The 25636-nt window shown below is 69.5% G+C and carries 24 protein-coding genes; 19 read left to right on the top strand and 5 right to left on the bottom strand.

The features are described from left to right. Positions 1-10: 10 nt before the first annotated feature. Positions 11-973 (top strand): hypothetical protein, encoded by a 963-nt coding sequence (locus tag NRF20_RS12025; RefSeq protein ID WP_266357090.1) that lies wholly within the window; start codon positions 11-13, stop codon positions 971-973. Between the two features lie 96 nt (positions 974-1069). Here the strand turns inward: NRF20_RS12025 and NRF20_RS12020 are convergent, their stop codons facing one another. Continuing rightward, positions 1070-1525: a DUF3093 domain-containing protein gene (locus tag NRF20_RS12020; RefSeq protein ID WP_266357089.1), complete on the bottom strand. Its 456-nt coding sequence runs from the start codon at positions 1523-1525 to the stop codon at positions 1070-1072. 58 nt (positions 1526-1583) lie between these two features. Between NRF20_RS12020 and NRF20_RS12015 the strand changes: the two genes are divergently transcribed. The 7 genes from NRF20_RS12015 to NRF20_RS11985 all read left to right on the top strand — a co-directional run bounded on the left by NRF20_RS12015 (position 1584) and on the right by NRF20_RS11985 (position 8373). Further along, the gene (locus NRF20_RS12015; protein WP_266357088.1) at positions 1584-2168 is read left to right on the top strand and encodes a PaaI family thioesterase; all 585 of its coding nucleotides are present in this window, start codon (positions 1584-1586) and stop codon (positions 2166-2168) included. Continuing rightward, a complete protein-coding gene (dut, locus tag NRF20_RS12010) occupies positions 2168-2701 on the top strand; it encodes a dUTP diphosphatase (RefSeq protein ID WP_093898960.1) in 534 nt (177 codons plus the stop codon). Before NRF20_RS12015 ends, dut begins: the two co-directional genes overlap by 1 nt. A gap of 1 nt (position 2702) precedes the next feature. Further along, a complete protein-coding gene (locus tag NRF20_RS12005) occupies positions 2703-3476 on the top strand; it encodes a DUF3710 domain-containing protein (protein ID WP_114247111.1) in 774 nt (257 codons plus the stop codon). Positions 3477-3813: 337 nt separating this feature from the next. Further along, positions 3814-3903 (top strand): K(+)-transporting ATPase subunit F, encoded by a 90-nt coding sequence (gene kdpF / locus NRF20_RS12000; protein WP_037701211.1) that lies wholly within the window; start codon positions 3814-3816, stop codon positions 3901-3903. Between the two features lie 7 nt (positions 3904-3910). Next, on the top strand, positions 3911-5575 hold the full coding sequence (gene kdpA / locus NRF20_RS11995; protein WP_398630498.1) for a potassium-transporting ATPase subunit KdpA: 1665 nt from the start codon (positions 3911-3913) through the stop codon (positions 5573-5575). Continuing rightward, positions 5572-7698, top strand: coding sequence for a potassium-transporting ATPase subunit KdpB (gene kdpB, locus NRF20_RS11990; RefSeq protein WP_398630499.1), 2127 nt, complete (start codon positions 5572-5574; stop codon positions 7696-7698). The genes kdpA and kdpB overlap by 4 nt, the downstream gene beginning before the upstream one ends. 6 nt (positions 7699-7704) lie before the next feature. Next, positions 7705-8373: a potassium-transporting ATPase subunit C gene (locus NRF20_RS11985; protein WP_413752565.1), complete on the top strand. Its 669-nt coding sequence runs from the start codon at positions 7705-7707 to the stop codon at positions 8371-8373. A 93-nt stretch (positions 8374-8466) separates the two neighbouring features. On the opposite strand, the gene NRF20_RS11980 is transcribed toward NRF20_RS11985, so the two are convergent. Continuing rightward, entirely contained in the window at positions 8467-9897 is a 1431-nt protein-coding gene (locus tag NRF20_RS11980; RefSeq protein WP_413752564.1) for a M1 family metallopeptidase, read from the bottom strand. A 22-nt stretch (positions 9898-9919) separates the two neighbouring features. Next, the gene (locus tag NRF20_RS11975; RefSeq protein ID WP_413752563.1) at positions 9920-10840 is read right to left on the bottom strand and encodes a M20/M25/M40 family metallo-hydrolase; all 921 of its coding nucleotides are present in this window, start codon (positions 10838-10840) and stop codon (positions 9920-9922) included. Between the two features lie 255 nt (positions 10841-11095). Between NRF20_RS11975 and NRF20_RS11970 the strand changes: the two genes are divergently transcribed. The 6 genes from NRF20_RS11970 to NRF20_RS11945 all read left to right on the top strand — a co-directional run bounded on the left by NRF20_RS11970 (position 11096) and on the right by NRF20_RS11945 (position 16918). Further along, positions 11096-11338 (top strand): hypothetical protein, encoded by a 243-nt coding sequence (locus NRF20_RS11970; RefSeq protein ID WP_398630503.1) that lies wholly within the window; start codon positions 11096-11098, stop codon positions 11336-11338. An 84-nt stretch (positions 11339-11422) separates the two neighbouring features. Beyond that, positions 11423-12172 (top strand): ABC transporter ATP-binding protein, encoded by a 750-nt coding sequence (locus NRF20_RS11965; RefSeq protein ID WP_266357076.1) that lies wholly within the window; start codon positions 11423-11425, stop codon positions 12170-12172. Positions 12173-12327: 155 nt separating this feature from the next. After that, positions 12328-14871 (top strand): ATP-binding protein, encoded by a 2544-nt coding sequence (locus NRF20_RS11960; protein ID WP_398630504.1) that lies wholly within the window; start codon positions 12328-12330, stop codon positions 14869-14871. Between the two features lie 70 nt (positions 14872-14941). Then, complete coding sequence (locus tag NRF20_RS11955) at positions 14942-15634, top strand: response regulator (protein ID WP_189544840.1); 693 nt, start codon at positions 14942-14944, stop codon at positions 15632-15634. 99 nt (positions 15635-15733) lie between these two features. Beyond that, positions 15734-16150, top strand: a complete 417-nt coding sequence (locus NRF20_RS11950) for an OB-fold nucleic acid binding domain-containing protein (protein ID WP_266357072.1) — start codon at positions 15734-15736, stop codon at positions 16148-16150. A 3-nt stretch (positions 16151-16153) separates the two neighbouring features. Then, positions 16154-16918 (top strand): DUF3159 domain-containing protein, encoded by a 765-nt coding sequence (locus NRF20_RS11945; protein ID WP_266357071.1) that lies wholly within the window; start codon positions 16154-16156, stop codon positions 16916-16918. A gap of 80 nt (positions 16919-16998) precedes the next feature. Here NRF20_RS11945 and NRF20_RS11940 read toward each other — a convergent pair whose 3' ends face one another. Together NRF20_RS11940 and NRF20_RS11935 are read right to left on the bottom strand one after the other, a co-directional pair. Beyond that, positions 16999-17676 carry a potassium channel family protein gene (locus NRF20_RS11940; protein WP_266357069.1) on the bottom strand — a complete coding sequence of 226 codons (678 nt, stop codon included), beginning with the start codon at positions 17674-17676 and terminating at the stop codon, positions 16999-17001. Beyond that, positions 17676-18344, bottom strand: a complete 669-nt coding sequence (locus NRF20_RS11935; protein ID WP_072485889.1) for a potassium channel family protein — start codon at positions 18342-18344, stop codon at positions 17676-17678. Before NRF20_RS11935 ends, NRF20_RS11940 begins: the two co-directional genes overlap by 1 nt. Before the next feature lie 262 nt (positions 18345-18606). Between NRF20_RS11935 and NRF20_RS11930 the strand changes: the two genes are divergently transcribed. From NRF20_RS11930 to NRF20_RS11910, 5 genes are all read left to right on the top strand, one after another. Further along, complete coding sequence (locus tag NRF20_RS11930) at positions 18607-19263, top strand: GntR family transcriptional regulator (RefSeq protein ID WP_398630505.1); 657 nt, start codon at positions 18607-18609, stop codon at positions 19261-19263. A 115-nt stretch (positions 19264-19378) separates the two neighbouring features. Further along, complete coding sequence (locus NRF20_RS11925) at positions 19379-20437, top strand: 1-aminocyclopropane-1-carboxylate deaminase (protein ID WP_398630506.1); 1059 nt, start codon at positions 19379-19381, stop codon at positions 20435-20437. A gap of 112 nt (positions 20438-20549) precedes the next feature. Next, entirely contained in the window at positions 20550-22598 is a 2049-nt protein-coding gene (locus NRF20_RS11920; protein WP_398630507.1) for an APC family permease, read from the top strand. Between the two features lie 99 nt (positions 22599-22697). After that, the gene (locus NRF20_RS11915; RefSeq protein WP_413752562.1) at positions 22698-24026 is read left to right on the top strand and encodes a class I SAM-dependent RNA methyltransferase; all 1329 of its coding nucleotides are present in this window, start codon (positions 22698-22700) and stop codon (positions 24024-24026) included. A 357-nt stretch (positions 24027-24383) separates the two neighbouring features. Then, the gene (locus NRF20_RS11910; protein WP_413752561.1) at positions 24384-25577 is read left to right on the top strand and encodes a serine/threonine-protein kinase; all 1194 of its coding nucleotides are present in this window, start codon (positions 24384-24386) and stop codon (positions 25575-25577) included. The last annotated feature ends 59 nt before the right edge of the window (positions 25578-25636 follow it).

Below are 25636 nucleotides of genomic sequence, written 5' to 3'. Positions count from 1 at the left end.
CGAACCAACCGTGGCAGGCGACACACCGTTCCGGAAGCGACGCTTGCGGCGCAAGAGGTCGTCGGAGGCGAATCAGGGCGGCACAGGCCCGGCAGAAGGCGTAGCAGCGCCTGCTGAGCGGTCCGCCCTGCCACCCTCCCCGGGTGAGCGGGACGACGAGCGGGGCCGGTCGGCCTCGCTCGAAGCAGTCGCGGCAGTTGAAGGAGTCGAAGGAGTCGACACGGCCGATGGGGCCGGACAGGTCGACAGGGCGGAGTCCGTGACCGGGGCAGGCCGTCTGAGTTCAGTGAAGCGGGGAGTACACAAGGGTGGGGAGAGCGCCAAGGCAGCGATCGGTCATATCGCCGACCTGATCATCGAGACCGCTCCCCGCATCCCTGTGCGCGACCTCGCGACCCTGCGCAAGCAGTTCCCGGGCCTCGGGCCCGAGGAGCTCGCCGACAAGCTCATCGCGGGCGCGAGCAGGGCCACAGCAACCGTCGGCGCCGGTATCGGCGCGGCGGCCATGATGCCCGTACCGCCCGCCATGCTCGCCGAACTGGCGGCGGAGATCACCGGTGTGGCCGCGATCGAGATGAAGCTCGTCGCCGAGCTGCACGAGGTCTACGGGCTGCGCCCGCCGGGAGGCCTCACCCACCGTTCCACCGCCTACCTCACGTCCTGGACGGAGGAGCGGGGTATCGATGTCACCCAGCCCGCGACGATCAATGCGGCGCTGGGCGGCCAGATGAGGCGTGAGCTGCGCCAGCAGATCACGAAGCGCATGGTGCGCGATCTGCCGAACCTCTTCCCGTTCATGGTCGGCGCCGCCGTCGGCGCGATGATGAACCGGCGTGACACCAGAAAGCTTGCCGAACGGGTCAGGAAGGACCTGCGTAAGCGCCAGGTCCCCTGGGACCGGCTTCCGGAGCTGCCTCCGCTGGAGCGGCAGGGGGGCCTGCGCAAGGATCTCCCGGGCGAGCTGGAGAGCTAGGGCATCCAGGCGCCGGGACGGGGCCGGTCCCCGCCCGACAGGGCCTGTGGGGCCCGGGAGGGCCCGCGAGGAGTCCTCCCGGGGGAAATCCCGAAGCTAGGCCCGCACCGCGCTGAGCGCTGCGACCAGGGCCTGCGGCTCGCGGGTCGACAGATAGACGTACGGAGTCGGGTCCTGCGGGTCGGTGACCTCGACCCGGACCGCCGTCGGGATGTAGCTGCGCAGCAGCATGAACGCGCGGGTGTCCGCCTTGTACGAGCGCCACGCGCGTGCCTCCTCCGCCTCCAGCACCTCGGCCTCGCCGAGCGCCGTCACCGGAATCTGCGCGTCGCCGGCCACCAGGGCGCCCGCGACCACCCGGATCCTGGCCGAACCGTACGAGCTCACCGCGACCGCCGACAGGGCCGTTCCGCCCACCAGACCGGCCAGCAGGGGCAGGGTGCCGAGCGGCAACAGCATCAGGGCACAGGCGATGCCGACCAGGAAGGCGATGAGCCACCACGAACGGGGCGCGGTCAGTCGTTCGTCGAAAGGCGGGGTGGAAGGCTGCATGAATCCAAGCTTGGCACGGCGCGACCTGCGGGTGGCCGCGCGGGTAAGGTCTGCGCCTGTGAGTGGAACATCTGTGGCTCTGAAGCCCCCGGCCGACGCGGTGAAACCGGTCCGGCACCCCGAAGCCCCGGCCCCCGGCGAACTCCTCGGCGCGCACTACGATCACTGTTTCGGGTGCGGCGAAGGACAGCCGCACGGGCTGCACCTCCAGGCGCGGGCCGGCGAGGGTGTCAGAATCACCGCCGAGTTCACCGTGAAGGCCGCCCACCAGGGCGCCCCGGGCCTGGCCCACGGTGGCGTCCTGGCCACCGCGCTGGACGAGACGCTCGGCTCGCTGAACTGGCTGCTGCGGGTGATTGCGGTGACCGGGCGGCTGGAGACCGACTTCGTGCGCCCGGTGCCCGTGGACACCGTGCTGCACCTGGACGCCGAGGTCACCGCGGTGCACGGCCGGAAGATCTACTCCCGGGCGACCGGCCGGATCGGCGGTCCGGACGGACCGGTGGCGGTCCGCGCCGAGGCCCTCTTCATCGAGGTCAAGGTCGACCACTTCATCGAGAACGGCCGCCCGGCCGAGATCCAGGCAGCGATGGCCGACCCGGACCAGACCAAGCGCGTCCGTGCGTTCGAGGTGAATCCCTGATGCGTCACCCCGTAGACGTACTTATCCGCCGTGTCGACCCGGACGTGCCGATTCCGGCCTACGGACACCCGGGCGACGCCGGGGTCGATCTGGTGACCACCGAGGCCGCCGAGCTTGCCCCGGGCGAGCGGGCTGTGCTGCCCACCGGGGTGTCGATCGCGCTGCCCGACGGATACGCCGCGTTCGTGCACCCGCGGTCCGGCCTCGCCGCGCGCTGCGGAGTCGCTCTTGTGAATGCCCCGGGGACGGTTGATGCCGGGTACCGTGGAGAGATCAAGGTGATCGTCATCAATCTCGACCCGCGCGAGCCCGTGCGGTTCGAGCGGTTCGACCGGATTGCCCAACTGGTCGTCCAGCAGGTCGAGAAGGTGCGCTTCCACGAGGTGGCGGAGCTACCCGGCTCGGCCCGCGGTGAGGGAGGCTTCGGATCTACCGGAGGGCATGCTTCCGGTGATGTTGATGGCGTCAGGGGCGGGATTACCCAGGGCGGGAACAGCTACGCTTCGGTCGTACCCGACCGGGAAGGACAGTGACGTGTTCGGACGTCGCAAGAAGAGTGGTTCCGCCGAGGACGTGGCGGACGAAGCGCGCGAGGCCGAGCAGGTCGTCGACGAGCTCGATGACGCCGATGGAGCCGACAGCGGCTCGCGTCGGGTGAATCTCCCGCCGGCGCCGCGGCCGGACGGACCGTGGGACATCACCGAGGTCTCCCAGCCCGGCGAGGGCCGGGTCGACCTGGGCGGCGTCTTCGTGCCCGGCGTCGAGGGCATGGAACTGCGCGTCGAGGTGGCCGGTGACGCGATCGTCGCCGCGACCGTGGTGCTGCGCGACAGCGCCATCCAGCTGCAGGCCTTCGCCGCCCCCAAGAAGGAGGGCATCTGGGGCGAGGTCCGCGAGGAGATCGCCTCCGGCATCACCCAGCAGGGCGGGATCATCGACGAGGTCGAGGGTCCGCTTGGCTGGGAGCTGCGTGCCCAGGTCCCCGTACAGCTCCCGGACGGGACGAACGGCGTGCAGCTGGTGCGCTTCGTCGGCGTCGACGGGCCGCGCTGGTTCCTGCGTGGAGTGATCTCCGGCCAGGGTGCCGTGCAGCCGGAGGCCGCGGGGCTGCTGGAGACGATCTTCCGGGACACCGTGGTCGTCCGTGGCGAGGGCCCGATGGCGCCGCGCGACCCGATCGTCCTCAAGCTCCCCGACGACGCCCAGATGGTGCCCGAGGGCGTCCAGCAGGAGAACCAGGAGGGCTCGAAGTTCTCCGGTGGCATGGGCCAGCTCCAGCGCGGACCCGAGATCACCGAGGTGCGCTGAGCTGATACGGGCAGCCGCCCGGCACAGCCGCAGAAAGGCCGGTGGGCCGTACCCCCTGGAAAGGGGGTACGGCCCACCGGCCTTTCTGCGCCAGGGGCGCACGACAGGGGCGCGTATGGAGCGCGTATAGGGCACGTATGTGCACCGTCAAGGGCTCGCCCTTCCCCGTAAGGAAGCCATCAACGCAGGCCGGGACGGCTGTGACGCGAGGTTTGCTCATGAGGTCCGAGAATCCGTACCTCATCTAGGAGCACACGATGGCCGATGTGGCCTTCGTCGTCACCACGATCGCGGTGTTCGCGTTGGTGGCTCTCGTCGCCAGGGGGGTGGCGAAGCTGTGACTGCCGAGAACATTGTCGGTCTGATCGTGGCCGTTGCCCTGTTGGGCTATCTCGTCCTCGCCCTTCTGTACCCGGAGAGGTTCTGAGCCCGATATGAGCCCCGTCCTCGCTGGTGTGCTCCAGCTGCTCGCGCTCGTTGTGGCGCTGGGTCTGGCGTACCGTCCGCTCGGTGACTACATGGCCGGCGTCTACTCCTCGAAGAAGCACCTCCGGGTGGAGAAGTGGATATACAAGGCCATCGGCGCCAATCCGAACACGGAGATGCGCTGGCCCGCGTATCTGCGTGGGGTGCTCGCGTTCTCCGCGGTGAGTGTCCTCTTCCTCTATCTGCTGCAGCGGCTCCAGGGCGCTCTGCCCGGCTCGCTGGGCTTCGTCTCGATCGATCCTGATCAGGCGTTCAACACGGCGGCGTCGTTCGTCGCGAACACCAACTGGCAGTCGTACTACGGCGAGCAGGCCATGGGCCATGTCGTCCAGACCGGTGGCCTGGCGGTGCAGAACTTCGTCTCGGCCGCCGTGGGTATCGCGGTCGCGGTGGCGCTGGTGCGCGGCTTCGCCCGTTCCCGCACGGGTGAGCTGGGCAATTTCTGGTCCGACCTGGTGCGCGGCACCGTACGGATCCTGCTGCCGATCTCGGTGGTCGGTGCGCTGGTGCTCGTGGCCTGTGGTGCGATCCAGAACTTCTCCGGCATCCATGAGGTCGGGCAGTTCATGGGCGGCTCGCAGGAGTGGAACGGTGGCGCGGTCGCCTCGCAGGAGGCCATCAAGGAGCTGGGCACCAATGGCGGCGGCTACTTCAATGCCAATGCGTCCCACCCGTTCGAGAATCCCAATGGGCTCTCCAACCTCCTCGAGATCTTCCTGATCCTGGTGATTCCGTTCGCGCTGACCCGCACGTTCGGCCGGATGGTCGGTTCGCTGAAGCAGGGCTACGCGATCCTGGCGGCGATGGGCGTCATCTGGCTCGGGTTCACCGCGCTGATGATGTGGACCGAATTCGCCCATCACGGGCCCGCTTTCGACATTGCGGGCGGGGCGATGGAGGGCAAGGAGACCCGGTTCGGGATCGGCGGCTCTTCGATCTTCGCGGTGGCCACGACGCTGACGTCGACGGGTGCGGTGAACTCGTTCCATTCCTCGTTCACCGGTTTCGGTGGCGGGATCACGATGCTGGGCATGCAGCTCGGTGAGATCGCTCCTGGTGGTACGGGGTCGGGCCTGTACGGAATGCTGATCATGGCGATCATCGCGGTGTTCATCGCCGGTCTCATGGTCGGCCGCACCCCGGAGTATCTGGGGAAGAAGATCGGTACCCGGGAGATCAAGTTCGCGGCCTGCTACATCCTGATCACGCCGACGCTGGTGCTGTGCTTCACCGCCGCGGCGATGGCCCTGCCCACCCCGCCCCACTCGATGACGAATACCGGCGCGCACGGCTTCTCGGAGATCCTGTACGCCTACACCTCGGGTGCGAACAACAACGGTTCGGCGTTCGCCGGGCTGAACGCGGACACGCAGTGGTTCAACACGACGATCGGGCTGGCGATGCTGCTGGGCCGGTTCCTGCCGATGGTGTTCGTCCTCGCGCTGGCCGGCTCGCTCGCCGAGCAGAAGCCCGTACCGGCGACCGTGGGAACCCTGGGCACGCACAAGCCGCTGTTCAGCGGGCTGCTGGTCGGCACGATCCTGATCATCACCGGGCTGACCTACTTCCCGGCACTCGCGCTGGGACCGCTGGCCGAAGGGCTGGCGTCATGACCACTCGTCTGAAGCAAGAGGACTCGATGTCCACTGTCACCCCCACCCGGGCACCGCACCAGGACGCGCCCACGGGCCACCAGAGCGAAGGACGCGTCGGCGGGGGCCTGTTCGACCCCAAGCAGCTGCTCAAGTCCTTCCCGGACGCCGTCCGCAAGCTCGATCCCCGGGTGATGGTCAAGTCACCTGTGATGTTCGTGGTGCTGATCGGCTCGGTGCTCACCACCGTGCTCGCGGTACTGGATCCGGGCGACTGGTTCGGCTGGGCGATCGCGGTCTGGCTGTGGCTCACGACGATCTTCGCCAACCTGGCGGAGGCGGTCGCCGAGGGCCGCGGCAAGGCGCAGGCCGACACGCTGCGCAAGGCCAAGACCGACACCGTCGCCCGGCGGCTGACCGGCACGAACGAGGAGCGGGTGCCGGGGACCGAGCTGCGCATCGGAGACCTGGTGGTCTGCGAGGCCGGTGACATCATTCCCGGAGACGGGGATGTCGTCGAGGGTGTCGCGAGTGTGGACGAGTCCGCGATCACGGGCGAGTCCGCGCCGGTCATCCGGGAGTCGGGCGGCGACCGCTCGGCTGTCACCGGGGGTACGAAGGTGCTCTCCGACCGGGTCGTCATCAAGATCACCACGAAGCCGGGCGAGACGTTCATCGACCGGATGATCGCCCTGGTCGAAGGCGCCGCCCGGCAGAAGACACCCAACGAGATCGCCCTGAACATCCTCCTGGCGTCCCTCACCGTCGTCTTCCTGCTCGCCGTCGTCACTCTGCAGCCCTTCGCGATCTACGCGGGCCAGAAGCAGTCGATGATCGTGCTGACCGCACTGCTGGTCTGCCTGATCCCGACGACCATCGGCGCGCTGCTCTCGGCGATCGGCATCGCCGGTATGGACCGGCTGGTGCAGCGCAACGTCCTGGCCATGTCGGGGCGTGCCGTCGAGGCCGCGGGGGATGTCTCGACCCTGCTCCTCGACAAGACCGGCACCATCACGCTCGGCAACCGCCAGGCCGCCGAATTCCTCCCGGTCAAGGGCACGACCGAGGCCGAAGTGGCGGACGCCGCCCAGCTGTCCTCACTCGCCGACGAGACTCCCGAGGGCCGTTCCATCGTCGTGCTCGCCAAGGAGAAGTACGGGCTGCGCGAACGACACCAGGGCGAACTGCGGCACGCCGAGTGGGTCGCGTTCACCGCCCAGACCCGCATGTCGGGTGTCGACGTCGACGGACGCAAGGTCCGCAAGGGCGCGACCGGTTCGGTCGTCGCCTGGGTGAAGGAGCGCGGCGGAAGCGTCACGCAGGACGCGCAGGCACTCACCGACCAGATCTCCCAGGCCGGCGGCACACCGCTGCTGGTCGCCCTGGAGGACGAGCACGGCGCCCGGGTCCTGGGTGTCATCCACCTCAAGGACGTCGTCAAGGAGGGCATGCGGGAGCGGTTCGACGAGCTGCGCCGCATGGGCATCAAGACGGTCATGATCACCGGGGACAACCCGCTGACCGCGAAGGCAATCGCCGAGGAAGCAGGCGTCGACGACTTCCTCGCCGAGGCCACCCCCGAGGACAAGATGGCCCTCATCAAGCGCGAGCAGGCCGGCGGCAAACTCGTCGCGATGACCGGTGACGGCACCAACGACGCACCGGCGCTGGCCCAGGCGGATGTCGGCGTGGCCATGAACACCGGCACCTCGGCCGCGAAAGAGGCCGGGAACATGGTGGACCTGGACTCCAACCCCACAAAACTGATCGAGATCGTCGAGATCGGCAAGCAGCTCCTCATCACCCGCGGAGCCCTGACCACCTTCTCGATCGCCAACGACGTCGCGAAGTACTTCGCGATCATCCCGGCAATGTTCGCGGTCGCCTACCCCAGCCTGGACAAGCTCAACATCATGCAGCTGTCCTCGCCCCAGTCCGCGATCCTGTCCGCGGTCGTCTTCAACGCGCTGATCATCATCGCGCTCGTACCGCTCGCCCTGAAGGGCGTGCGCTACCGGCCCAGCAGCGCCGACTCGATGCTCCGCCGCAACCTCGGGATCTACGGACTGGGCGGCCTCATCGCCCCGTTCATCGGCATCAAGATCATCGACCTGATCATCTCCCTCATCCCCGGAATCGGCTGACCTGCCATGAACAACTCCGTAGGAAACACCGCCCGGCTCCTGTGGGCCGGACTGCGCGCCCTGCTCGTCCTCACCGTCGTGTGCGGCGTCATCTACCCGCTCGCCGTCACCGCAATCGCCCAGGGCATCTTCCCCGACAAGGCCAACGGCTCCGAGATCAGCTCCAACGGCAAGGTCGTCGGCTCCGAACTCATCGGCCAGCGCTACGACCTGCCACTGAAGAAGGGACAGGAAACCGCGGCCCCGGACCTCAAGTGGTTCCAGCCGCGCCCCTCCAACGGACTCGGCACCAACAGCGTCAACACCCAGTACAAACTGATCCTCTCCGGCGCGACCAACCGCTCCGGCGACAACAAGGAACTCATCGACTGGGTCACCGCCGCCAAGGCCGCCGTCGTCAAGGACAACTCCGTCCCCGGCCACCCCGTCAACCCCGCAGACGTGCCCGCCGACGCCGTCACCTCCTCGGGCTCCGGCCTCGACCCCGCCATCTCCCCGGCATACGCACAGCTCCAGACACGCCGCGTCGCCGAGCGCAACCACCTCGACGTGACCCGGGTCGAGAAGCTCGTCGAACAGCACACCGACGACCGGATCCTCGGCTTCGTGGGAGAACCGAGAGTCAACGTCCTCCAGCTCAACGTCGCACTCAAGCAGCTTGTGAACGGGTCTTGAGGACTTGAGGTCTTGAGGGAGCACTGAGGCCGGCCGCAATGGCCGGCCTCAGGCCGTTGACGGACGGGGGAACGGGCCCCGTGGTGCGCCCGTTCAACCAGTCGGCGTGCCCAGGCTGCCCGGATAGAGGTACTTCTCCGGCGGGATGACCGTTCCGTCGGCCCACGCCCCGAAGAACCCCTTGAGGTCCTTGCCCGAGACCTTCGCCGCCAGCGCCTCGAACTGCCGGAACGAAGCATTGCCGTACGCGTGGTCGCGGGTCCAGGTCTTGAGCGTCCCGAAGAACGCATCGTCACCCACTGTGCGCCGCAGCGCGTGCAGCATCAGGGAACCCTTGAAGTACAGCGCGGAATCCAACTCCTTGCCCTGGCCCGGGTCATAGAGCCTGGTGGACCAGAACGACGGGTTGTCCCTGCTGTCCTCGACCTCGGACCGGTAGTAGTCCTTGTCGAGATCGGCGCCCTTGTGCTCCTCCCACAACTGGCCGGCGTACTGGGCGAAGCACTCCGCGACGCAGCCGTCCCGCCAGTCCTTGAACGACACGCTGTCGCCGAACCACTGGTGGGTGTTCTCGTGGACCACCGAGGCGTCGAAGAGCATCGCGCCGTACGTGGGGCGGCTCTGCGTCTCCAGGGCGATGGGGCCGCCGATGGGCTCCTTCGTGGTGCCGACGACGATGGCGCCCGCCGAGGAGAAGGGGTACGGGCCGAACTTCGTGGTCAGGAAGTCCAGAATCTCCGTCTGCTCGGCCTCCGCGTCCGGGTCGATGACGGCGTCCGGGCTGTATGCCGTGATGACCGGTGTTCCGGCGGCCGTCTTCCCCCGGTGGACGGTGAACCTGTCGATGGCGACCGTGCTGAGGTACGTCGCCAGCGGCTTGTCCTCGTACCAGCGGAACGTCTTCCTGCCGTCCTTGACGGCGGCCGGGCCGGGCAAGCCGTTGCCGACGACCGTCCAGCCGTCGGGCACCGTCGCGGTGAGGGCGAAGGTGGCCTTGTCGGACGGGTGGTCGTTGGCGGGATACCAGGAGGTCGCGGCATGTGGTTCGCCCGCCACGTACGCGCCGCCGCTCTTCAGCGTGTGCCAGCCCTCGGCGTCGGGCTTGCCCGCGTACTTCACCCGGACCGCGAACGCCGCGCCCTGCACGACCGGGCGGGCCGGGGTGATGACCAGCTCATGGGCGCCGGACCGGGAGAACGCCTTCACCGGGGTGCCGTTCACCGTGACCGATGCCACGGTGAAGCCCTTGAGGTCCAGGCTGAAGCGGTCCAGGCCGGTCAGGGCGCGGGCGGTGACGGTGGTGTCGCCGTCCAGGTGGTCGGTGCGCGCTGGGTCGTAGGCGATACGTACGTCGTAGTGGGACACGTCGTAGCCAAAGTTGCCGTCGTCGGGGAAGTACGGGTCACCGATGCCCGGGCCGCCGATGGCGGCGGAGGCGGGGACGGTGGCCAGGACGACGCCGCTCACCACAGCGGCCACGAGGGCAACGGCGGCTCTGCGGCGCGGGTTCAGTAGTCTGCGCATGTCTCGTTCCTGAGGATGGGGGTCAGCGCCGGGGCGCGGTGGTGGCGAGCTTCCACAGCACACCGATGAGGGCGTCGGTGCTGGTCGTCTCCGTCTTCGGGTCCACATTGGAGAGGTCGTCGCACGCCTCATGGATGCAGTCCGAGATGCCGGTGCTGAAGCCGGACGACGGGATGCCGGCGTTCCCGAACGACTCGTGGTCCGAGCCGCCGACGCCGATGTCGAACGTGGGGATGTCCCGCTCGGCGAACCATGCCTCGAACGCCTGCTGGGCCTCTGTCTCGCCGTGCTCGTCGTCGTGGATCACGAGCCATTGCCGGGTGTTCCTGCTGCCCGCCTGATCGAAGTTGAGATAGACATCGATCCTGCGGCGGTCGGCCCCGGAGAGTTTCTTGACGTATTCCGCCGAGCCGATCAGGCCCTGCTCCTCCGCGCCCCACCACGCGAACCGAAGGTGCCGCTCGGGCTTGAGGCGGGACTTGGCCACCTGAAGGGCGGTGGCCAGGACCGCGGCAGAGCCCGAGCCGTTGTCGTTGATTCCCGGGCCCGCCTTGACGCTGTCGAGGTGCGCGCCGGTCAGCAGCACATGTTCGGGATCGCCGCCCGGCCAGTCGGCGATCAGGTTGTGGCCGGTGGTGCCGTCATAGGTGAAGGGCACCAGTCTTGTGCGGAAGCCCGCCCGGTCAAGGGCGCTCTTCACACACGCCACCGAGTCCGCGTATCCCTTCGTGCCATGCGCCCGGTTGCCGCCGTTGCGGTCGGCGATGTGCTGCAGGGCGCGCAGGTGGGGCATCACCTGCTGCTCGGAGACGGTGGGGGCGGTGGGGCCCTGCGCATTCGCGGGGGAGGTTGCGGTTGCGGTTGCGGCGGGGACCGCGGACAGGACCAGGGATATCCCGAGGGCTCCGGCGGCCAGACCGGGAAGGCTCCTTCGTAACGTCATGCGCACCCTTTCAAGGACGGGGCACTCGCCCCGGTGGACCCTGGAAAGGCTGGTCAGCCGGTGTCAGGAAGTTGTCGGGAAGCGGTTGTGCTCCGATAAAGAAATCGTCCGTGCCGTTCGGCGCTGTGAAGTGACCGTCCGTCAAGTTCACGCCTGGTGATGGTGTCCAACTTGTCCCGGCCATTGCGGCCCGTGTGGGGTCCACCCATACTGGCCCGATCATCCGGGGGGGGATGCGAGGGGTCAGGGGGACTGGTGGGGAATCGAGGACCGATGCTCTCCGGGCAGGTGCGGCGTACGGTACGCATCCGCGACGGCCGGACCTCCGCGGAGACCCTGCGCGACGGCGGCCCCGACGGCGGCGTGGAAGAATTCGCCGGACTCGACCCGGTGGGGCGGCTGCAGCTGCCCGACGACCATCTGCGACGGTACGGCCTCCGCCGCCGGGTGCGCCTCACCGCCGAGGACGACCACGTCGGCGTCCGGCCGGACGCCTGACCACTGTCCTTCGGCCATTGCCCAGCACTGTGCCCGATGCACATACTGGCGGCCGACGGGACCGAGCACGTACGGGGGAGAGGCATGAACGACAACACCGGCCGGACGAGCACCGGCGGGCAGAGCGGCGCGGCGGTCGCCGAGGACCCGGCCCGCGGGCCCATGGTCCGGGTCGAGGACCTGCACCGCTCGTACGGCACCGGCGCCGCGGCCGTGCACGCGCTGCGCGGGGTGTCCTTCGAGGTGCCGCGCGGTGAACTCGTCGCACTCAAGGGACGCTCGGGCTCAGGCAAGACGACGCTCCTCAACCTCGTCGGTGGCCTCGACAGCCCCGACGGCGGCCGGATCACCGTCGGCGGCACGGTCCTCGCCGAACTCGGCGAGAACGGGCTCCTGGAACTGCGCCGGGACCGGATCGGCTTCATCTTCCAGTCGTTCGGCCTGATCCCGATCCTGACCGCCGCGGAGAACGTCGGCGTACCCATGCGGCTGCGCAAGGCGGACCCGCGCGAGCGCGAGGACCGGGTGGCGCTGCTGCTCTCCATGGTCGGCCTCGCCGACCACGCCGCTCAGCGCCCCGGCGAACTCTCCGGCGGCCAGCAGCAGCGCGTCGCGATCGCCCGCGCGCTGGCCAACCGTCCCGCGCTGCTGATCGCGGACGAGCCGACGGGGCAGCTCGACGCGGAGACCGGACTCGCGGTGATGGAGCTGCTGCGGGCGGTGGTGCGGAGTGAAGGCGTCACAGCGCTGGTGGCGACGCATGACGCGCAGCTGCTGGGGTTGGCGGACCGGGTACTGGAGCTGAGCGACGGGCACATCGTCGAACACGAGTAGTGGGGCGGGACGGGGGCCGGGTCCGTCCGAGGCGTCAGAATCCTGTCAATTCGGCCCCTCGCCCCACCCCCCGTCCCATTTGTCGAGAATCCTCGGGGTAGCTTCGAACCGGCTGCCGCATCGGCGGCAGCCGGTTCAGAGAAGACAATGGGGCCATGGCACGCGGCAAACTTCGGATCTACCTGGGTGCGGCACCCGGCGTCGGCAAGACGTACGCGATGCTCTCCGAGGCCCACCGCCGTGTGGAACGGGGCACCGACTGCGTCGTCGCCTTCGTGGAGCACCACGACCGCCCGCGCACCGAGGTCATGCTGCACGGCCTGGAGCAGATCCGGCGCCGTGAGATCGAGTACCGCTCCGCAGTCTTCACCGAGATGGACGTCGACGCGGTCCTGGAGCGCGCCCCGGCCGTCGCCCTGGTGGACGAACTGGCGCACACCAATGTGCCGGGCTCCCGCAACGCCAAGCGCTGGCAGGACGTCGAGGAGCTCCTCCAGGCCGGCATAGACGTGATCTCCACCGTCAACATCCAGCACCTGGAATCACTCGGCGACGTCGTCGAGGCCATAACCGGCGTACGGCAGCGCGAGACCGTCCCCGACGAGGTCGTCCGCAGGGCCGACCAGCTCGAACTCGTCGACATGTCGCCCCAGGCGCTGCGCCGCCGGATGGCCCACGGCAACATCTACAAGCCGGACCGGATCGACGCGTCCCTGTCCAACTACTTCCGCCCCGGCAACCTGACCGCCCTGCGCGAGCTGGCCCTCCTCTGGGTCGCCGACCGGGTCGACGAATACCTTCAGCAGTACCGCGGCGAGCACAACATCCGCACCACCTGGCAGGCCCGCGAACGCATCGTCGTCGGACTCACCGGCGGCCCCGAGGGCCGTACGCTCATCCGCCGCGCGTCCCGGATGGCGGCCAAGGGCTCCGGCAGCGAGATCCTCGCCGTCTACATCGCCCGCAGCGACGGACTGACCTCCGCCTCGCCCAAGGAACTCGCCGTCCAGCGCACCCTCGTGGAGGACCTCGGCGGCACGTTCCACCATGTCATCGGCGACGACATACCGTCGGCCCTCCTCGAATTCGCCCGTGGGGTGAACGCCACGCAGATCGTCCTCGGCTCCAGCCGCCGCAAGGCCTGGCAGTACATCTACGGACCGGGCGTGGGAGCCACTGTCGCCCGCGAGTCCGGCCCCGACCTCGACGTCCATATCGTCACCCACGAAGAGGTCGCCAAGGGTCGCGGTCTGCCCATCGCCCGCGGCGCCCGGCTGGGCCGGGTCCGGATCATCTGGGGCTGGCTGGTCGGTGTCGGCGGCCCGGCCCTTCTCACGCTGCTCCTGACGCGCCTGGACAACGGCCCCGGACTCGCCAACGATGTCCTGCTCTTCCTCTTCCTGACCGTCGCCGCGGCCCTGCTCGGCGGGCTGCTGCCCGCCCTGGCATCGGCCGCCGTCGGCTCGCTGCTGCTGAACTACTGGTTCACCCCGCCCACCCACACCCTGACCGTGCAGGACCCGGAGAACTTCGTCGCCATCGTGATCTTCTTCGCGGTGGCGGTCTCGGTCGCCTCGGTCGTGGATCTGGCGGCCCGCCGCACCCATCAGGCGGCCAGGCTGCGCGCCGAGTCGGAGATCCTCTCCTTCCTCGCCGGCAGTGTGCTGCGCGGCGAGACCACCCTGGACGCCCTCCTGGACCGGGTCCGCGAGACCTTCGGCATGGAGTCCGTCGCTCTGCTGGAGCGGCAGAGCGACGTCGATCCGTGGACGTGCGCCGGGAGCGTCGGACCGAGCCCGGTGGCCCGGCCGGAGGACGCGGATGTGGACATGCCCGTCGGCGACCACATGGCGCTCGCGCTCTCCGGCCGGGTGCTGCCGGCCGAGGACCGCCGGGTGCTCGGCGCGTTCGCCGCCCAGGCCGCCGTCGTACTGGACCGCCAGCGCCTGGTCGACGAGGCGGAGGAGGCCCGACGGCTCGCCGAGGGAAACCGGATCAGGACGGCCCTCCTCGCCGCCGTCAGCCACGATCTGCGTACCCCGCTCGCCGCCATCAAGGCCGCCGTCAGCTCCCTGCGCTCCGACGACGTCGCCTGGTCCGACGAGGACCAGGCCGAACTCCTGGAGGGCATCGAGAACGGCGCCGACCGCCTCGACCACCTCGTGGGCAACCTCCTCGACATGTCCAGGCTGCAGACCGGCACCGTCACCCCGCTGATCCGCGAGATCGACCTCGACGAGGTGGTCCCGATGGCGCTCGGCGGCGTCCCCGAGGGCAGCGTGGACCTGGACATCCCCGAGACCCTGCCGATGGTCGACGTCGACCCCGGGCTGCTGGAGAGAGCCGTCGCCAACATCGTCGAGAACGCCGTCAAGTACAGCCCCTACGCAGAACGCGTCACGGTGGCCGCCAGCGCGCTCGGCGGACGCGTCGAGCTACGGGTGGCCGACCGCGGCCCCGGCGTCCCCGACGACGCCAAGGAGCGTATCTTCGAGCCCTTCCAGCGCTACGGCGACGCCCCGCGCGGCGCAGGCGTCGGACTGGGCCTCGCCGTCGCCCGCGGCTTCGTGGAGTCCATGGGCGGCACGCTGGACGCCGAGGACACCCCCGGCGGCGGCCTCACCATGGTGCTGACCCTCAAGGCGGCATCGGGATACGTTCCCGTCAGCCCCGACCTGCCCGCGCGGGTCACCTCATGACCTCGCAGGTCACCTCATGATCTCCGCAACGTCCCAGGAGATCGCCATACAGCAGAAAGGCAGGGCCCCCATGACCCGGGTGCTTGTGGTCGACGACGAGCCGCAGATCGTACGCGCCCTCGTGATCAACCTGAAGGCGCGCAAGTACGAGGTGGACGCCGCGCCCGACGGCGCGACCGCCCTCCAGCTCGCCGCCGCCCGCCATCCCGATGTCGTCGTCCTCGACCTCGGACTGCCGGACATGGACGGCGTCGAGGTGATCAAGGGGCTGCGCGGCTGGACCCGGGTGCCGATCCTGGTGCTCTCCGCCCGCCACACCTCCGACGAGAAGGTCGAGGCCCTGGACGCCGGAGCCGACGACTACGTCACCAAGCCGTTCGGCATGGACGAGCTGCTGGCCCGGCTGCGCGCCTCCGTCCGCCGCGCCGAACCCGTCGGCCAGCACGGCTCCGACGACGTCGTGATCGTCGAGACCGAGGGGTTCACCGTCGACCTGGCGGCAAAGAAGGTCCACCGCGAGGGACGCGACGTACGGCTCACCCCCACCGAATGGCACCTGCTGGAGGTCCTGGTCCGCAACAGCGGCCGGCTGGTCAGCCAGAAGCAGCTGCTCCAGGAGGTCTGGGGGCCCTCGTACGGCACCGAGACCAACTATCTGCGGGTCTACATGGCGCAGCTCAGGCGCAAGCTGGAGGCCGACCCCTCGCACCCCCGGCACTTCGTCACCGAGCCGGGGATGGGCTACCGCTTCGAGCGCGGCTGAACGGGCCACCGGGTCCTGTCCCGTAACCCTTGCGAGTATCTCGTTCGAGTGAGACCCGGGACACCCGCCCGGAGTACGGGAGACCGGTACCCTTCGGATATGAGTGCTGTTCCTCGATTCGAGAAGCCCGGCAAGGCTGTGAAGCCGTCCGGCCGCTTCCGGCGGATGCTCGACCGGCTGTCCAGCTCCCAGGAGGACCTGGAGTCCGAGGAGCTGCAGGAGGACTCGCAGGCTTCGGGGTGCACGCGGATCTCCGAATGCACCGACCGCCAGATCGTCAAGGTGACTGGTACGTTGCGGACCGTCACCCTGCGGCCGCGCGCCGGAGTGCCCGCCCTGGAGGCGGAGCTCTTCGACGGCACCGCGCCGCTGGACGTGGTCTGGCTGGGCCGGCGCTCCATCGCGGGCATAGAACCGGGCCGCAGGCTCATCGCCTCGGGCCGGATCGCCATGAGTCATGGGCGCCGGGTGCTGTTCAACCCCAAATACGAACTCCGACCGCTCGGCAAGGAGTAGCCGGTGACGTCTCTCGACAAGCCGACGTCCGACAAGGACCGCACCACCCGCACCGACCAGCAGGAGGCCGACGCGAAAGCGGTCACCGAGGCCGCGCTCTTCGAGGCGTTCGGCGGTGTCCGGGGGATGGTGGAGACAGTCGTTCCCGGGCTGCTCTTCGTCACGATCTTCACGATCAACAAGGATCTGCACCTCTCCGCCATCGCGGCCCTGGTGGTGTCCCTGGTCCTCGTCGCCGTACGGCTGATCCGCAGGGACACCGTCAAGCACGCCTTCAGCGGTGTCTTCGGCGTGGCCTTCGGTGTGGTCTTCGCGATGATGACCGGCAATGCCAAGGACTTCTATCTGCCGGGCATGCTCTACACCCTCGGCCTGGCACTCGCCTACCTGATCACCACCCTCGCCGGGGTGCCGCTGATCGGTCTGATGCTGGGCCCGGTGTTCAAGGAGAACCTCTCCTGGCGCACCAGGAACCCCGGCCGCAAGAAGGCGTACGCCAAGGCCAGCTACGCCTGGGGGCTGATCCTGCTCGCCAAGTGCGCGATCCTCTTCCCGCTGTACTGGTGGGCCGACACCACCCAGTTCGGCTGGGTCCTGGTCGCCCTGAAGATCCCGCCGTTCCTGCTCGCGGTGTATCTGACCTGGGTCTTCCTCGCCAAGGCGCCGCCGCCCATCGATGTCTTCGCCGAGATGGAGGCGCAGGAGCAGGCCGAGAAGGCCCGCAAGGCGGAGGCGGCCGCCGCCGCGACGCGCCACCAGGAGTTCTGAACCGCCCACGACAGACGGAAGGGGCCCGGCACCGTGTGAGAACGGTGCCGGGCCCCTTCCGTCTGCCTGCCCTGTGCCGGTCAGTCCTCCGGGTCGCCCCGGCGTACCGACAGCAGGTCCTCCAACTGCTCCTCGCGTGCCTGTGCGGCCACGAACAGCAGCTCGTCACCGGCCTCCAGCGTCTCCTCGGTGCTCGGCGTCAGAACGCGCTGCCCGCGGATGATGGTGACCAGCGAGGTGTCCTCGGGCCAGGCCACATCGCCGACCTGGGTGCCGGCCAGCGCCGACTCCGGGGGCAGCGTCAGCTCGACCAGGTTGGCGTCGCCATGGCTGAAGCGCAGCAGCCGGACCAGATCGCCGACGCTCACCGCCTCCTCGACCAGGGCCGACATCAGACGCGGCGTGGAGACCGCCACATCGACGCCCCAGGCCTCGTTGAACAGCCACTCGTTCTTCGGGTTGTTGACCCGGGCGACGACCCTCGGCACGCCGTACTCGGTCTTGGCGAGCAGCGAGACGACCAGATTCACCTTGTCGTCGCCGGTCGCGGCGATCACGACGTTGCAGCGTTGAAGCGCCGCCTCGTCGAGTGAGGTGATCTCGCAGGCGTCCGCCAGCAGCCACTCGGCCATCGGCACCCGTTCCACCGAAATGGCCGTCGGCGCCTTGTCGACGAGCAGCACCTCGTGCCCGTTCTCCAGCAGCTCGCCCGCGATGGAACGGCCCACCGCACCGGCCCCGGCAATCGCGACACGCATCAGTGACCGCCCTCCTCAGGACCCTCGGCGAAGGCCGCCTCGACCTTCGCGATCTCGTCCGTACGCATCATCACGTGGACCAGGTCGCCCTCCTGCAGCACCGTCTGCGAGGTGGGCAGAATGGCTTCGCCCAACCGGGTGAGGAACGCCACGCGGACGCCCGTCTCCTCCTGCAGCGTGCTGATCTTGTGGCCGATCCAGGAGGGTGTGGTGTGCACCTCCGCGAGCTGCACACCGCCGCTCGGATCCCGCCACAGCGGCTCGGCGCCCGAGGGCAGCAGCCGCCGCAGCATCTGGTCCGCGGTCCAGCGCACGGTGGCGACCGTGGGGATACCGAGGCGCTGGTAGACCTCGGCGCGCCGGGGGTCGTAGATCCGCGCCGCGACATTCTCGATGCCGAACATCTCGCGGGCCACCCGGGCGGCGATGATGTTCGAGTTGTCGCCGCTGCTCACCGCGGCGAACGCACCGGCCTCCTCGATCCCCGCCTCACGGAGGGTGTCCTGGTCGAAGCCGACACCGGTGACGCGCCGCCCACCGAATCCTGACCCGAGGCGCCGGAACGCCGTGGGGTCCTGGTCGATGACGGCGACCGTGTGCCCCTGCTGCTCCAGGGTCTGCGCGAGAGCGGCCCCCACTCGCCCGCAGCCCATGATGACGATGTGCACCTTGCGCCTACCTCGCAGTCCTGGTCGTCCGGCTGACCTGCGAAAACACCCTGCTCACACTTCTTCCTCAGCTTGCCGGGCAAACAACGGGGCAACGGTCTGTCCCGTTGCCCAGGATGAGCTTATGCGGCTGGAAGTGCGAAGCCTCATCCGAGTGCGCTTTCGCCGCGCCCCGTGATGGGCGCGGGGAGGACCGCCGGATGCAGCCACTGCGGGACGGGCCCTTGAGTGCGACGACTACGGACATCTAACATGTCAGTTCATGGAGACCCTGCGCCCCGTCCGACGGACCCTGCTGCGGGACACCGCGTACGAGGCGATCCGTGACGCCATCGTCCGCGGGGACATCCCGCCCGGTTCCCCCGTCCGCGACGCCGACCTCGCCGAGCGCCTCGGACTGTCCCGGGCCCCGGTCCGCGACGCACTGTCCCGGCTCTCCGGCGAGGGACTCGTCGAATCCAAGCCGCAGAGCTACACCCGGGTGACCCGGCTGGTGCCGCGCGACGTCCGGGACGCGGCGGCGGTCGTACGGGCCATGCAGGAACTCGCCGCCAGGACGGCCGTACCCCTCCTCACGGATGCGGACACCACCGCGATGCGCGTGGCGAACGACCGCTTCCGGGACGCGACCCGCCGCGGCGACGTGGCGGACGCACTGCGCGCCGACGACCGGCTCCACGACGTCCTCGTCACCGCCTGCGGCAACCGCGCGGTGGCCGCCACCGTCCGGCGCTACACGCCCCTGATCCGGCGCCTGGAGTGGCGGCAGTTCGGCACGCCAGGCGCGGCACACGGCTCGGCGGAGCTGCACGACCGGCTGATCGAGGCGTGCGCGGGGCGCGATGCCGAAGCCGCGGCCCGGGTCACCGCGGAGATCTGGCGGGCGCTCGAAGAACTCGCCGACGAACCGTCCGACTAGGCCGACGGCCCGAGCACCGTCCGGACGAGCCGCCAGGCTGCGGACGAGCCGACCGGCATCACCACGCCAACCCCCGCCCGTCATCACCAAACCACCCCCGGCCAAGGGAGCCCCTGTGACGCCCGCATCGCCCGCAGCCCCGTCCTCCCCTTCCCTCTCCTCCTACGACCGCTACCCCCTCCTCTTCGGCCCCTCTCCCGTGCACCGCCTCGACCGGCTCACCGACCACCTCGGCGGCGCCGCGGTCTGGGCCAAGCGGGAGGACTGCAACTCCGGCATCGCCTATGGCGGCAACAAGACGCGCAAGCTCGAATACCTCGTCGCCGACGCCCTGGCGAAGGGCTGCGACACGCTCGTCTCCATCGGTGGCGTCCAGTCCAACCACACCCGCCAGGTCGCGGCGGTCGCCGCCCGTACCGGCCTCAAGTGCGTGCTCATCCAGGAGAGCTGGGTCGAGTGGCCCGACGCCGTCTACGACAAGGTCGGCAACATCCTGATCAGCCGCCTGGCCGGTGCCGATGTCCGCCTGGTGCGCGCCGGGTTCGGCATCGGCGTCAAGGAGAGCTGGGAGCAGGCGCTGCGCGAGGTGGAGGAGGGCGGCGGCAGGCCCTACGCCATCCCTGCGGGCGCGTCCGACCACCCGCTGGGCGGGCTCGGCTTCGCGAACTGGGCGTACGAGGTGGCCGAGCAGGAACGCGCGCTCGGTGTGTTCTTCGACACCGTGGTCGTCTGCTCGGTGACCGGCTCCACCCAGGCCGGCATGGTCGCGGGCTTCGCCGCGCTGGAGGAGGCGGGCGCCCGCCCACGACGCGTACTGGGCATCGACGCCTCTGCCGAGCCCGCCCGTACCCGTGAGCAGATCGCCCGGATCGCGGCCGGCACCGCACGGCTCATCGGGGTGCGCCGGGAACTCACCGTGGACGACATCGAGCTCGACGAGCGCTATCACGCGGGCACCTATGGCATCCCCGACGACACGACCCTCGACGCCATGCGGCTGGCCGCCCGTACCGAGGGCATGGTCACCGACCCCGTGTACGAGGGGAAGTCGATGGCGGGAACGATCGACCTCGTGGGGCGCGGCGAGATCGCCCGGGATTCCACCGTCCTTTACGCACATCTCGGCGGTCAGCCCGCATTGAATGGTTACAGCGCACTTTTCGCGGACGCTTAGTGCAAGGATTTCGTTAAGGATTTCGTGGCTTTCTCGTCCGAGCGCAGGAGATTGCGGGGCCACGGGGGTGGTGGGTCCGCGGCTTCCATACGGAACGCTTACGATCCTCTGCGTGTCCAAACTGACCGACGTGCCCAAACGGATCCTGATCGGGCGCGCACTGCGCAGTGACCGGCTCGGAGAAACGCTCCTGCCGAAGCGCATCGCCCTCCCCGTCTTCGCCTCCGACGCCTTGTCCTCCGTTGCCTACGCGCCTGGCGAGGTTCTGCTCGTCCTGTCTGTCGCGGGCGTGTCGGCGTACCACTTCAGCCCGTGGATCGCCCTGGCGGTCGTGGTGGTGATGTTCACCGTGGTGGCGTCGTACCGGCAGAACGTGCACGCGTACCCCAGCGGCGGCGGCGACTACGAGGTCGCCACCACCAACCTCGGCCCCAAGGCCGGCCTGACGGTCGCCAGCGCGCTGCTCGTGGACTACGTCCTCACCGTCGCCGTCTCCATCACCTCCGGCATCGAGAACCTGGGCTCGGCGATCCCGTTCGTGGTCGAGCACAAGGTGCTGTGCGCCGTCGCGGTGATCCTGCTGCTGACGCTGATGAACCTGCGCGGCGTCAAGGAGTCCGGGTCGCTCTTCGCGATTCCGACGTACGTGTTCGTCGTGGGCGTCTTCATCATGATCGCGTGGGGTGCCTACCGCGCTCTCGTGCTCGGCGACACCATGCGCGCGCCCACCGCCGACTTCCACATCAAGGCGGAGCAGGAGGGCCTCGCGGGCTTCGCCCTTGTCTTCCTGCTGCTGCGCGCCTTCTCCTCCGGCTGTGCCGCGCTCACCGGCGTCGAAGCGGTCTCCAACGGCGTCCCGGCCTTCCGCAAGCCCAAGTCCAAGAACGCGGCGACGACGCTCTCGATGATGGGCGTGCTCGCCATCACCATGCTCGTCGGCATCATCGCCCTCGCCCTGGTCACCGACGTCCGGATGGCCGAGAACCCGGCGCAGGACCTGCTGAAAGGCGGTGTGCCGGTCGGCCCCGGCTATGTGCAGGACCCGGTGATCACGCAGGTCGCCGAGGCCGTCTTCGGCAACGGCAGCTTCCTGTTCATCGTGCTCGCCGCTGCCACCGCCCTGGTGCTGTTCCTCGCGGCGAACACGGCGTACAACGGCTTCCCGGTGCTCGGCTCGATCCTCGCCCAGGACCGCTACCTGCCGCGCCAGCTGCACACCCGCGGCGACCGCCTCGCCTTCTCCAACGGCATCGTGCTGCTCGCCGGCGCGGCCGCCCTGCTCGTCGTCATCTACGGCGCCGACTCGACCCGGCTGATCCAGCTCTACATCGTCGGCGTGTTCGTGTCCTTCACGCTCAGCCAGACCGGCATGGTCCGCCACTGGAACCGGCACCTGCGCACCGAGAAGGACGCCGACAAGCGCCGCCACATGATCCGCTCCCGTGCGATCAACGCCTTCGGCGCCTTCCTGACCGGCCTCGTCCTCGTGGTCGTCCTGGTCACCAAGTTCACCCACGGTGCCTGGGTCGCGCTGCTCGGCATGGTGATCTTCTACGGGACGATGACCGCGATCCGGAAGCACTACGACCGGGTCGCCGAGGAGATCGCCGCGGAGGAGACTCCGGTCGACGAGACGATGCGGCCCTCCAGGGTCCACTCGATCGTCCTGGTCTCCAAGCTCCACCGGCCCACGCTGCGCGCCCTCGCCTACGCCAAGCTGATCCGCTCCGACCGTCTGGAGGCGCTCTCCATCAGCGTCGACCCGGCCGAGACCAAGGCGCTCAAGGAGGACTGGGAGCGGCGGGGCATCGACATCCCGCTGAAGATCCTCGACTCCCCGTACCGCGAAGTCACCCGCCCGGTCATCGAATACGTGAAGGGCCTGCGCCGGGAGAGCCCGCGCGACGTCGTGAGCGTGTACATCCCGGAGTACGTGGTCGGCCACTGGTACGAGCACCTCCTCCACAACCAGAGCGCCCTGCGCCTCAAGGGGCGGCTGCTGTTCACCCCGGGCGTGATGGTGACCTCCGTGCCGTACCAGCTGGAGTCCTCCGAGGCGGCGAAGAAGCGCGCCAGGAAGCGCGCCGAGTGGAACGCACCGGGCTCGGTGCGCCGCGGACCCGTGGAGCGCAGGCCCAAGGAACCCGCCAACAAGGGCTGACCGCGCCCGCCCGCTCGTGGTAAACGGCCGGACGACACCCACGTAGACTCGTAGGTTGTTGTCCGGCCGTTTTCACTTGATCTCTGGAGCCACCCCCTCATGCAGAACGAACCCACGTCGTCGCTGGTCGGGGAGGAGTACGAGGTCGAGGTCGGGCCCGTCGCACACGGCGGCCACTGCGTCGCCCGCACCTCGCAGGGCCAGGTCCTCTTCGTACGGCACACGCTTCCCGGCGAGAAGGTCATCGCCAAGGTCACCGAGGGCGAGAGCGACTCCCGCTTCCTGCGCGCCGACGCGGTACGGATCATCGAGGCGTCCAAGGACCGCGTCGAGGCGCCCTGCCCGTACGCCGGTCCCGGCAAGTGCGGCGGCTGCGACTGGCAGCACGCCAAGCCCGGCGCCCAGCGCAGGCTCAAGGGTGAAGTGATCGCCGAACAGCTTCAGCACCTCGCGGGCCTCACCCCCGAGGAGGCGGGCTGGGACGGCACCGTCATGCCGGCCGAGGGCGACAAGCTTCCGGCGGGCGAGGTGCCGGCGTGGCGCACCCGGGTCCAGTACGCCATCGACGAGGACGGCCGTGTCGGCCTGCGCAAGCACCGCTCGCACGATGTGGAGCCGATCGAGCGCTGCCTGATCGCGGCCCCCGGCGTCACCGAACTCGGCATCGAGAAGAGGGAGTGGCCCGGCATGGCCTCGGTGGAAGCCATCGCGGCCACCGGCTCCCACGACCGCCAGGTGATCCTCACCCCGAGGCCCGGCGGCCGGCTGCCCCTCGTCGAGCTCGACAAGCCCGTCTCGGTGATGCGCGTCGACGAGCGCGACGGCGGCGTCCACCGGGTGCACGGCCGCGCCTTCGTCCGCGAGCGCGCCGACGACCGCACCTACCGGGTCGGCTCGGGCGGCTTCTGGCAGGTCCACCCGCAAGCCGCCGACACCCTCGTCCGCGCCGTCATGCAGGGCCTGCTGCCCCGCAAGGGCGACACCGCCCTCGACCTCTACTGCGGCGTCGGCCTGTTCGCGGGCGCCATCGGCCAGCGCATCGGCGAGAAGGGCGCCGTCCTCGGTATCGAGTCCGGCAAGCGCGCCGTGGAGGACGCCCGGCACAACCTGAAGGACCTGGAGCGGGTCCGCATCGAGCACGGCAAGGTCGACCAGGTCCTGCCGCGCACCGGCATCACCGAGACCGACCTGATCGTCCTCGACCCCCCGCGCGCAGGCGCCGGCAAGCAGACGGTCAAGCACCTGACCGGCCTCGGCGCCCGCCGCATCGCCTACGTCGCCTGCGACCCGGCGGCCCTCGCCCGCGACCTGGCGTACTTCCGCGACGGCGGCTACCGGGTGCGGACGCTGCGGGCGTTCGATCTGTTTCCGATGACGCATCATGTGGAGTGCGTGGCGATCCTTGAACCGGCCGTGAAGGGTTCCTGACCTGCTGTTTTGTGCGTGCGCATTATGTGCGGTGTGGGCGTTACGAGCGATATCCCGACGCTCGGGACGCTCGTTCTGACGGGGTGTCAGGCGAGTGTGGGGGCAGGCCAGGACAGGTGCTCTGTCACCGGCGGTCGCGCGCTGCACTGTTGAAGAAGGGGAGCACATCTGACCCTCTGTCAGCATCCTCCGCATCTCGGGGGAACCCCAGGCCCCCGCCCGCTGCTCCCGTCGCGCGGGCACCCGCCCGCAGAGGCAGCGCAGGGCAAGCGCGGGCTTGCATAGACTGACTCCGGTCCGGGTCTGCCCGCAGTCCAGAGCAGTGGTTGCAAGCCATACAGGGGGAGGCGTAGCGCCGTGGAACCACTTCGAGACAACGACCCGAAGTCGATCGGGGGCTTTGCGCTCGTTTGCCGGATCGGGGCCGGCGGTATGGGCCAAGTGTTTCTCGGTGAATCCGCAGCCGGTCATCAGGCCGCGGTGAAGGTCATCAAGGCCTCCGTGCTCGACGAGGACACCCGCGCCCGGTTCCTGTCCGAAGTGGACAGCATGCGTACCGTGTACGGGCCGTTCGTCGCGGGTTTCGTGGGCGCCGACGCGGCCGCGGAGCAGCCCTGGCTCGCCGTGGAATACGTCCCCGGCCCGGATCTGCGCACCTACGTCGCCGGGCACGGCCCCCTCCCTCTCGCCGAGACCGCCAGTCTCGGGGCGCTGCTGGCCGAGGGCCTCGGCACGGTCCACGATGCGGGACTGCTCCACCGTGACCTGAAACCGCAGAACATCCTGCTGTCCGAGTACGGTCCCAAAGTGATCGACTTCGGCCTCGCCGTGCTCGCCGAGCGTCGCACCATGCTGACGGCGACCGGCTTCGTCGTCGGCAGTGTGTTGTGCATGCCGCCGGAGCAGGCCCGGGGCGAGCACCAGCTGGAGCGGTCGGCCGACGTCTACGCGCTGGGCGCGGTGCTGCTGTTCGCCGCGACCGGACGCTACCCGTACGAAGGGCCGACCTGGCAGGCCGTCGCGCTGAAGATCGAGGACCCTGCGACGCCGCCCGACCTGACCGGCCTGCCCCCGGAACTGGACGGACTGGTCACGGACATGCTGGCGCTGGACCCTGCGGCCCGGCCGACGCTGCCGCAGGTCATAGAGAGGCTCGTCAAAGTCATCCGCGGCCTGGGCCTGACCGCCCTACAGGCCAAGCGCCGGCTCGCCGCCCTGACCCCCGAGATCGTCGTGCCGCAACTGCCCCCGCCCGTTCTCGAACCTGGCGGAAGCGACTCGGCCTACACACCCACCATCGTCGACGCGGCAGCGGCCGAGGACGACGAGGAGACGAGCGCACCGGCGCGCGCCGGAGCCGAGCGGCTCGGCCTCGGTACAGAGCCCGGCGAAGAACCCGAGGACGCCGTCCCCGCCGTACCGACGGGGGCGGTTCCCGGGCCTGGCGGAACCCCGCCCCGAGGCCGCGCGGCCACTGCCGTCCGCCCCGCAGCGCCCCTGCGGATCGCCGAGCGGATCCGTGCCGCCTATGCCCGGGAGGCACGCTTCTGAGCTGTGGCGTCACCCCTCTCGGAAGCACGGCCGGCTGCCCTTGCCCCACGTGACAGACT

Source organism: Streptomyces sp. R-74717 (genome assembly GCF_047305335.1).
Lineage (GTDB): Bacteria > Actinomycetota > Actinomycetes > Streptomycetales > Streptomycetaceae > Streptomyces > Streptomyces atratus.
The sequence above is the reverse complement of the archived record's forward strand: the minus strand, read 5'-3'. Positions and strand labels throughout refer to the sequence as shown.